The sequence below is a fragment of the Legionella moravica DSM 19234 genome (assembly GCF_000423305.1).
GTDB classification, from domain to species: Bacteria; Pseudomonadota; Gammaproteobacteria; order Legionellales; family Legionellaceae; genus Legionella; species Legionella moravica.
This window is the reverse complement of the sequence record NZ_AUHS01000036.1, coordinates 18,058-27,734: the sequence shown is the minus strand read 5'-3', so window position 1 is coordinate 27,734 and position 9,677 is coordinate 18,058. Positions and strand designations below refer to the sequence as shown.

The window sequence follows — 9,677 nt, the reverse complement described above, 5'->3', positions numbered from 1 at the left end:
CTTGAATTCATCCGCAACCGATGCAATCAGGAGCAGAACACCGCAGGCGATGCGCTTTCACGAGATTCCTGGCCCGAAGCGCTGCTTGCTCAGGTTGAACATGTTGCTGCACTTGACTCGACAGGAGAACCTCCCGTTCCAGTGCTGCTCACACCCGGCACTATCACGCCCGCATCCAGCCTTGATGTTGCACTACTGCTGGCAGCGTCTAGGGATATGCCCGCAGCGATAGTGCATCAAATTGTTGAACTTCCGGGGTTTCATCCCAATGCCACCAATAGAAATAAGTTAACCCCGTTTTATCTTGCTGCAGAGTACGGAAACACAGTCTTTGCTGCTGCCCTGATGGGCCGAGGCGCAGCTTACGACGTGAAGTTCAAAGACCAATTCCCCATGCTTCAAGTGGCCATCGAGAATCAACATCTGTCTTTTGTCCAATGGTTTCTTCAGGCATTATCTGAGCATCAAAGGGTTGAAGTCGTCATGGCAAAAACCGACGAGGGTACTTCCATGGTGCACCTGGCGGCACAATATCCTGAATTCTTAAAAGAGATTCTGGTCTTCCTGCCCGATCAATTAAGGGTAGACATCGTGATGAGAATGAGATTAAAGGGAGATACCGTGCTACACACGGTGGCAAGAAATAACCCCAGGTTTCTTAAAGAGATTCTGAATTGCTTACCAGCGGCGGCAAGGACAAAAGCTGTCAAGGGAAGGAATGATTGTGGGATTACCGTAATGTACCTAATCACAGGCAGCCACCACGAACTTTTGATAGATGTTTTGAACTGTCTGCCGGAGGCAGACAGAGCCGGAATCGTGTTACAAACCTACTCAATAGGCAATACTTTGCTGCACCTGGCCGCAGTCTATCCCGAGACCTTACAATCACTTCTGGACTACCTTCCGAAGGAAGTATTGGCAGACGCCATAACATTAAAGAATCAAGTTGGCATCACTGTGCTCCATTTAATCGCAGAAAAAGCACGACCTGATCTCCTGAAACAGCTGCTGGACTATTTGCCTGAGATTAGAAGGGCAGACGCTGTCATGGCGCAGAATAAATTAGGAGATACTTTACTGCACAACGCTACAAACGACTCCCGATCCTTAATCGCGCTTCTGGACTACCTTCCGAAAGCAGCAGTGGCAGACGCTTTGAGGTTAACGGGTAGGTATAAAAAGACTGTATTGCATCTGGCTGCATTTAAATGCCGCGATGTCCTGATGCGGTTGCTGGATTATCTACCCGAGCCGGCAAGAACAGACGCTATAGTGGCACAGGATGGAAATGGCGATACCGTGCTGCATTTTGTTGCAAGTTATTACAAGACCTTAGAGCTGGTTATAAACTCCATTTCGAAGCCAGCATTGGCAGGCGCTCTGACGTTAAAAAACACATTTGGTGAAACCGTGCTGCACGGCTCGGCAAACTACAGCCCTGATGTTCTGAAACAGCTGTTGGATTACCTGCCTGAGGAGGCAAGGTTAGATGCCGTTATGATGAAAGACAGCTATGGCAATACGGTGCTGCACCTGATCGCACAAAATCGTCCTGATCTCCTGGTTCAGTTGTTGGATTGCCTTCCTGAGGCGTCAAGAGCAAGCGCTTTGGAGGAGCGTAACGTAGATACTGTATTTCACAATGCCGTAGAAAACACCAGATACCTACTGGAACTTCAGGACTACTTTCCGAAGGCAGTAGTGGCAGAAGCAGCAGAAGCAGTGATGCTAAAGACCCCAAATGAATATACCGTGCTGCACCTGATCGCAGGAAATCGTCCTGATCTCTTGGTACAGTTGTTGGATTGTCTTCCCGAGGCGGCAAGAGCAGGCGCCTTATTGGCACAAGACTACGCTAGCAATACTGTGCTGCACCTGATTGCAGAAAAACGCCCCGATCTCCTGGTACAGTTGTTGGATTGCCTTTCTGAGCAGTCAAGAGCTGGTGTTATACTTGCTCAGTACGGATATCTCACTAGACTTCTGACGTTGGTCGAAAACGCAGGAGATACTGAATCCCTAAGTTATCTTAAAGCAATACTGGAACAAGTTAAAAATCGAACGGCTAATCAACTTGGTCCAGATTCATCCAGCCTCGATCACGATTCAGACTCTGCACCATCCCCAACCGCGTCATCATCAGATAGAGGTACTTCTGCACTCATTGGTTTCCATTCATTCTTTATCCTGGAGTCGCTAAGGCCCCAAGATCCGGACAATCAGGGAGAACAAAATACATTAAAGAGATGAGTTTTGCGCTCAGAAGAAAAAGGTCGGACACCTCGCTTAAAGCCTACAGGTTAAAGAATCAGCTGCCCTCGCCTCCGCGCGCAGCGTGGGGGATCTGGCCTTGACAATGAGGTCGCGCAGTGCTCGATTCCTATCTTTTTGTAGAAATTACCTCACTTTTTATTCGTCATCCTGAAGAAGGTAAGAGTCCTTATTTTTAATCATGAAATTAAGTGTTGTTCGTAAATCCTGACAGAATTCGCATAATCATAAGATTTGACTAAACTAAATTATATAAAAATTAAAAAGTTGAGCTTAAACAATATGGATATTACTCCTTTTTTCAAATTGATGGTGGATAAAGAGGCTTCGGATTTATTTTTTAGTGTGGGTGCTCCACCCAATATTAAAATTCAAGGAGTGACCTCTCCGATTGGACAAGCAGCAATTAAAAGCCAGCAAATGGCGGAAATTGTTTTATCGATAACCAATGATGAGCAACAAAAGGAATTTGAGGCCAATATGGAGTTGAATATGGCTTTATCGATCAACGGTGTGGGGCGTTTCCGGATCAATTTATTTCGCCAACGGGGTGAAGTGGCGATGGTGGTGCGTTATATAAAAGGGGTGATCCCATCCATAGAAGAGTTAAGATTGCCGTTGATATTAAAATCGATCGTACAGGAAATTCGCGGTCTGGTGTTGGTAGTTGGATCTACTGGCTCGGGTAAATCAACAACTTTGGCCGCTATGATTGATCATCGAAATGAAACGACCAGAGGACATATTCTGACTATAGAAGATCCCATTGAATTTGTGCACGAACACAAGAAATCCATAGTCGATCAGCGTGAAATCGGAATTGATACTTTAAGTTATGATAATGCTTTGAAAAATGCCATGAGGGAAGCGCCAGACGTTATTTTGATTGGAGAAATACGCGAGCGTAATTCCATGAAACATGCCATCGCTTATGCTGAAACCGGGCATTTATGTATTTCTACCCTGCATGCCAATAATGCAAACCAAACCCTGGATCGGATTATCAATTTTTTTCCTGAAGACGCTAAACAACAGATTTTAACGGATTTATCCTTGAATTTACGAGCGATTATTTCTTTGCGATTAGTTCCTGGAATTGACAACCAACGCATCGCGGCAGTTGAGATATTAATTAATACTCCCTATATCTCGGATCTGATTGAGAAGGGTAAGGTTGAGGAAATCAAGGAAGTCATGGCTCGAAGTACTGAACAGGGGATGCAGACCTTTGATCAGGCATTACTCAATTTATATAAAGACGGTAAAATTACTAAAGAAAGTGCTATTAAATACGCTGATTCTAAAAATAACGTAGGATTACAAATTCGTCTTAATGAAGAAAAGACCTTTGATTCTAAAGACGATAATCTGACGATTCAACCGGATGATTTGGATAAATTGTAATAAAGACGCTTGTTTTGATTATTTTGCACAGTATGGTAAAATAATGATCTATGAATTTTGATCGCACCCTTATGGTTTCATTTTACAATATTAACGACATTAAACTTGGAAAGCCATTCCATTCCGGGCATGAAACCTATCCGGACGCAAGCCATACTCCTCCTGGTAGAGGTGGGAAGCCGATAAGGATTATTTTTAAAAAAAATAAATTCAATAATCCTCAGTATTCACAACTGGAAATCGCTTTTAGCAAACTGGCTCGCTTGTTTATGTTCGGGAATTCGATTCCTGATCAAAAGTTGGTAGTAGATGATTCTAATCATATTGTCGGATTGGGAATTGAGCACCTTTGCTACGTTGTAGAAAAAAACGAAGGGTTAAATCACCCTTTTTATTCTTTGAAACACTCGTTTTCAATCAAGGAATTGAAGAAAAAAACCGTACGTTCTGCAGAGAAGATTCCGCTTTATTTTCTCGATCAATTACCACCAGCTTTCTTCAAATCACTTTTGAAGGCAGAGAAGTCTGGTTCCGTTCGTATTGATTATGCTTCTTTAGCCAGCATATTCGCCAGCTCGTTCACTTTGGAAGAGGATGATCTGCATAAAGGAAATTTTGGTTTTTATCTGGTAGAGCATGATGGCAAGCCCAAGGTTGTTTTTTTTAAAATCGATCATGATTTAATGTTTGCTGATAGCATTATGTCTTATTTTTTTGCAAGACCGTCGCATTGGATGAATAGCGATAATGCATTTAATATTACGGCAAAAGACTTGTTGAATTTTCCCAATATCAGAGATTCTGCTAATTCCTACTGGCCCACCAAACTCAGTTTTTTTCCAAATCCATGGAACAATAAAGAGTATCACAATCAAGCTGAAGTTGAGTCGTTCTCTCGATTAAAGGATTTACCTGAGTTTAAAAAAGCAAAATGGCTGTCGTTTTATAAGCATATTTTATTGCCCGATGAATTGATTGCGCGCGCTTTAAATGAGTGTCTGGATGCTAGTAATTCCTGTGACAGGGCGCGAATCGCATTATTTACTCAGGCAACGGCAGCAAGACAGGCTCAGTTAAGATCAGTGCTTTTTTCAATAAAAGAATTTCGTCATTTTCTCGTCGATTTAACTGCAGATGAGAACAATGCTTTAATCAACGAAATATTACGAGATCATGGGCACGATAATCAATTGATTGTTGAGCAGATAAAACAGACCATGCAAATACATCAGCAGTTATGTGCTCCTGATGGTGGAATAGATGACGGCGATACTCCCCTTCATATTGCTATCAAGCTTGGTGATTATCGTTATGAAGAAACTTTGCAAAAGTACGGGCATTTAATTAATAAAAAAAATAATAAAGGGCAAACTCCCTTGGATTGTGCCCTCGAGAGAATACCTTCAGCTGAAGCTCATCCTGTAGATGTTCGTCAGGATCTTCGTTTTACCATGCGGCATTTACTGGAGCATGGTGCGTCACAATCAAAGGAATTTAAATTATTTAATCAATTGGAGAAGGTTGAACAGTATAAATTTGCCACAGCTTATCTGGACAGGGTTACACAGGTACAAACTTATGATCAATTCAAAGACATTCTCAGGGACATTGGTGAAGATCACCGTTTTTGTTTAAAGAATAAAAAGAATTTAGCGATACAATGTGTTACCAGATACACGAAAGAAAATAGAGCAAACCCTGAGTTTAAACAAATACTGACTCAGTTAAAAAAAGATATAAATGGGCGTTCACCGCAATTGGAGTGTGCGGGACTGCAATACATTCGTCAGTTACGAAGCAGATTATGGATCATCCGACAAATCAGAGGGTTATTTGGGTGGACCAGTACTCAAGGTGAACTGAACAGCATCATTGATCATGAGTTAAAGCGATTTAAGCCTAATGGGTTTAATTGCTTTTCTTTCTTTTGTAACGCTCCTGCAACTGAGCAGCCTTCAGAAGTTGTGCATTCAGGGTTGAAGATTACGTAAATCGTGTGTTCCTCAACCCTCTCCTCCGAGCTACGTGCGGTGGAGAGGAGATTTGATCGAAAGAGGCTCAATTTCCCCTGGCACTTGTGCGCTTACGCGGGAACTACATGCATTGTGTTTAAGGTGTCATCCAGTTATCCCGGAAGTCAACTCATCCTAAATAAGTCCATAAATGATTGCGGAGATGGAGATAAACCCCATGATGGTTATAAATACATTACTGATTTGATTACTGTATTTTTTCATCGCAGGAACTCGGGCAATGGCATACATTGGCATGATGAACAGCAGAACTGCAATGACCGGTCCTCCCAATGTCTCTATCATTTTCAGAATATTAGGATTAATTGTAGCGACGATCCAGCAGGTCAGTATCATGAATACTTCAATGACTCGTTGCAACGCGCTTTTACTGATCGTTTTTCCAGACGATTTCAAGGTTTTTACGACAATGCTGCTCATGCCTTCTTTTGCACCAAGATAGTGACCAAGAAATGATTTTGAAATCGCAATAAACGCAATAACCGGGGCTATGTATGCAATGATGGGAGTATTAAAATGATTGGCCAGATAAGACAAAATCGAGATGTTTTGCTGTTTTGCCTGCATTAAATCCTGAGGTGACAGACTAAAAACACAACTAAATACAAAGAACATGACTGAAAAAACCATGAGTAAATGGCTGTATTTCATAATTAATGAGCTTTGTTTGTCTGCCTGATTACCGTATTGCTGCTTTTGACTGACAGCAAAGGAAGAGATTATGGGGGAATGATTAAAAGAAAACACCATGACGGGAATGATCAGCCATAAGGTCATTAACAAACCATGCCCGCCATTAGCCTGCAAAGAGTTGCTTTGTTGTAATATGGCATTGTTCCAATTGGGAATTAAATAAAGTGACAGGAGCAGTAAGATGGTTGCGAAAGGATACACCATTAATGACATTGATTTTACAATGATTTCCTGACCGAAACGTACTATACCCATTAAGGCCAGTATAAGTATGATAGCCAGAAGTGCTCTTGGTGGAGCATTGAGTCCCAACTGATTCACTATGAAGCTTTCTGTCGTGTTCGTTATTGCCACACTGTACATTAATAAAATAGGGTAAATGGCAAAGAAATATAACGCGGTTAACATTCGGCCTGCAAAGGTACCGAAGTGCTCCTCTACTACCTCAGTGATGTCATTGTGTGGTGATGATCCGGATAGTACAAAGCGGCATAAGGCACGGTGCGAGTAGTAGGTCATTGGGAATGCCAGCAAGGCCATAATAATTAGAGGTACAATCCCATTAAGTCCTGCATCTATAGGCAGAAAGAGTGTTCCTGCGCCAATCGCTGTACCGTAAAGACTTAACATCCAAACCGTATCTTGTTTTCTCCACTCTGAAACTTTGTTTTCTGATATAGGTGATACTATTGCTGCGGATTCATTTGACGACATGAAAAGATCCTCATTTCATTGCTAGTATTTTATAGAGACATCCCCTTTATAATTGTGCAATTTTAACACTATAGTGCCAATATTTCAACAATTACGATATAAATCATATCCAAGTCGTTTAAACAAAGCAAGCAATGTTTTAGTGTTATTCAGTTGAAATTTTAGAATAAAACAGGGGGGGTGATCATTCCAAAGTCGGTTTTAGTTTTTTACCAAGGAAAAATAAATCTCTAATAACTTATGCGATCCGAATCTGTTCTGCAATAGGCTGGATGCCTTTATTATTCCCCTGCTTCAATACATTGATTTTCAGCATTTTGCTGACATGCATCGGAACAGGCAAGATCATTCGATTTTTCACATTGTGCCATGCAGGCTTGTACCGTTTGTTGGACACAGAGTTCCTGATCTTCCAACTGGGAAGCGAATACCGATTGAAATGGCACTAAGATCAGCCCTAGTAGGATCCGTAGAAAATTTTTTGACATGATGCACGCTCCTCAACAAAGGATACTTTAAATTTAGCACATAAAATAAGCGCTATTCGTGGAGATCAAGAAAAATACTTGAGTGTTCTTATCCCTATCAAGATTGCTTTTTCAAGTAATATGAATCCAGAATGTATTTGATTGAAGCGCAACGAACTTGACACCCAATCAAAATGAATCTTCCTGATACTCTTAAGCTTTGGCTATAGCGGATTCGAGACCAGTTTTTAAAATGGGTCCGATGAGTTCCTGTTTATTTAAGCAAGAGACTGATAAAGTACCAATCAATCCCTGCTGAATTCTATTTTAATGCAGACTGTTCTATTTTTGCCTGATATAATGATGATTTTGTACGGTTAAATCATCACTATGGATTTGTCATTTGTAACGGGTTTATTTATGGGTTGTCTTGCTGGCATAGCAGGAAAATACCTACTGCAAAACATGATTGTTAAAAGACAACATGTTGAAGACGATAAAAATAAACAATTGGAATGGGAGCAACTGAGTCAGGATTACCCTCAGTTTATAAGTCAGATAAAAAAGGACATAAATAATCCGGAACATCAAAACATAAGGGAATTTTTTGTTGTGGATCCGCTGGCTATATTGAATACTCAGATTCCTCGTTTGAGATACGATCTAACGGATGAGGTTCTTTGTGTCGTGAATCGCCTGGAGCTTTTGGGCTATATAGAGAAGATTAAAACCAATTGCCTCCTTTACAAAATGAAGGATGATTTTATTGCACTAATAAGATCAATGTAATTCTTTTCTCTGTACATGATAAAAAACCTATCTTGCCCGCGTGGGCAAGACAGATTTTTTTGTCCTGTAAGGAGTCATGCCCGCGTAGGCGGGCAACCATTCATCAAAATAAACCGATGCCAAAGAGCCAGTGGGGGTTATTGTTTTTCATGTTTAAACTCCTCTTTCAATTCGCTAATACACTCCTTATCACCTCTTTTGGGCGTTCGAGATGAGATGATTTTTAGTGTATGTCAACGATTTATTTCCATGTACTGTAGTGCCAATTGCTAAATGGTTGCCCGCCTTCGCGGGCAAGACAGATTTTTTTTGTTCTGTATGCTGTCATGCCCGCGTAGGCGGGCAACCATTTATCAATATAAACCGATGCCAAAGAGCCAGTGGGGGTTATTGTTTTCCATGTTTAAACTCCTCTTTCAATTCGCTGATACACTCCTTATCAACTCCTTTGGGCGTTCGAGATGAGATGATTTTTAGTGTATGTCAGCGAGTTATATCCATGTACTGTAGTGCCAATTGCTAAATGGTTGCCCGCCTTCGCGGGCAAGACAGTTTTTTTTGTTCTGTACGCAGTCATGCCCGCGCTGGCAAGACAGATTTTTTTGGTCTTGTAAGGAGTCATGCCTGCGTGGGCAAGACAGATTTTTTTGGTCTTGTAAGGAGTCATGCCTGCGTGGGCAAGACAGATTTTTTTTGTCTTGTAAGTAGTCATACCTGCGCGGGCAAGACAGGTTTTTTGTCATGTACAGAGAATTCTTTTGCTAAAATGTAACTTTAAGTCTACTCTTTATTCATAATCAATAATGGCGCTTATGGGATTATTCCTTTTAGGAAACTCAAGTGAGACGTGTGCTGTGATCTTGGATTGTATCAGGGTTCATCAGGCTCATTAGGTCGTCCTGACGTATTTCCCATGATGCATCCAGGGATTAAGGGAGGTTGAGTCATGAAGGGAAGCATGTATCTTGGTTTGAACTTAATGCTCATGTTATGCAGTCTGTCAGCTTTTGCCAATAACTCTACTCAATCTCATAAATTACCTGTTAGAGGGAATCCTGTGTATCTGGAGAATCCTGGAACTATTTATATAGTTCCAGACTCTTATCAGACCAGCTCCGAGGGTAATTTTGTCATTTTAGATAATGTAAAACATGTGTGTTATCTCGCAGAGCAACCTGAGCTTCGAGCATTAAACAAGAAAATCATAACTGCCGAAATTAAAGGGTCTATGTTGTACTGGACTTGCTACCAATTTGACCCGAATTATTTCATCATCACACCTTAATCATCTCGATTAAGTTCC

7 protein-coding genes are annotated in these 9,677 nt (G+C 41.3%); 5 read left to right on the top strand and 2 right to left on the bottom strand.

Features of this window, described 5'->3' with window-relative positions; all coding sequences use genetic code 11:
- The 3 genes from G543_RS19110 to ankK form a co-directional block, all read left to right on the top strand.
- Positions 1-2,253, top strand: a 2,253-nt coding sequence (locus tag G543_RS19110; protein ID WP_035921920.1) for an ankyrin repeat domain-containing protein, incomplete at its 5' end; no start/stop codon positions are given.
- Between the two features lie 303 nt (positions 2,254-2,556).
- Positions 2,557-3,678 carry a PilT/PilU family type 4a pilus ATPase gene (locus G543_RS0109325; protein ID WP_028384289.1) on the top strand — a complete coding sequence of 374 codons (1,122 nt, stop codon included), beginning with the start codon at positions 2,557-2,559 and terminating at the stop codon, positions 3,676-3,678.
- Positions 3,679-3,728: 50 nt separating this feature from the next.
- On the top strand, positions 3,729-5,669 hold the full coding sequence (gene ankK / locus G543_RS0109320) for a Dot/Icm T4SS effector AnkK/LegA5 (protein WP_115343465.1): 1,941 nt from the start codon (positions 3,729-3,731) through the stop codon (positions 5,667-5,669).
- Positions 5,670-5,825: 156 nt separating this feature from the next.
- Here the strand turns inward: ankK and G543_RS0109315 are convergent, their stop codons facing one another.
- Together G543_RS0109315 and G543_RS0109310 are read right to left on the bottom strand one after the other, a co-directional pair.
- Positions 5,826-7,118 carry a serine/threonine transporter gene (locus tag G543_RS0109315; RefSeq protein ID WP_028384287.1) on the bottom strand — a complete coding sequence of 431 codons (1,293 nt, stop codon included), beginning with the start codon at positions 7,116-7,118 and terminating at the stop codon, positions 5,826-5,828.
- Positions 7,119-7,399: 281 nt separating this feature from the next.
- The gene (locus G543_RS0109310) at positions 7,400-7,606 is read right to left on the bottom strand and encodes a hypothetical protein (protein ID WP_028384286.1); all 207 of its coding nucleotides are present in this window, start codon (positions 7,604-7,606) and stop codon (positions 7,400-7,402) included.
- Between the two features lie 369 nt (positions 7,607-7,975).
- On the opposite strand from G543_RS0109310, the gene G543_RS0109305 reads away from it, so the two are divergent.
- Positions 7,976-8,374: a hypothetical protein gene (locus tag G543_RS0109305; RefSeq protein ID WP_028384285.1), complete on the top strand. Its 399-nt coding sequence runs from the start codon at positions 7,976-7,978 to the stop codon at positions 8,372-8,374.
- 946 nt (positions 8,375-9,320) lie between these two features.
- Positions 9,321-9,659: a hypothetical protein gene (locus G543_RS0109295; RefSeq protein ID WP_028384283.1), complete on the top strand. Its 339-nt coding sequence runs from the start codon at positions 9,321-9,323 to the stop codon at positions 9,657-9,659.
- Positions 9,660-9,677 lie beyond the last annotated feature (18 nt).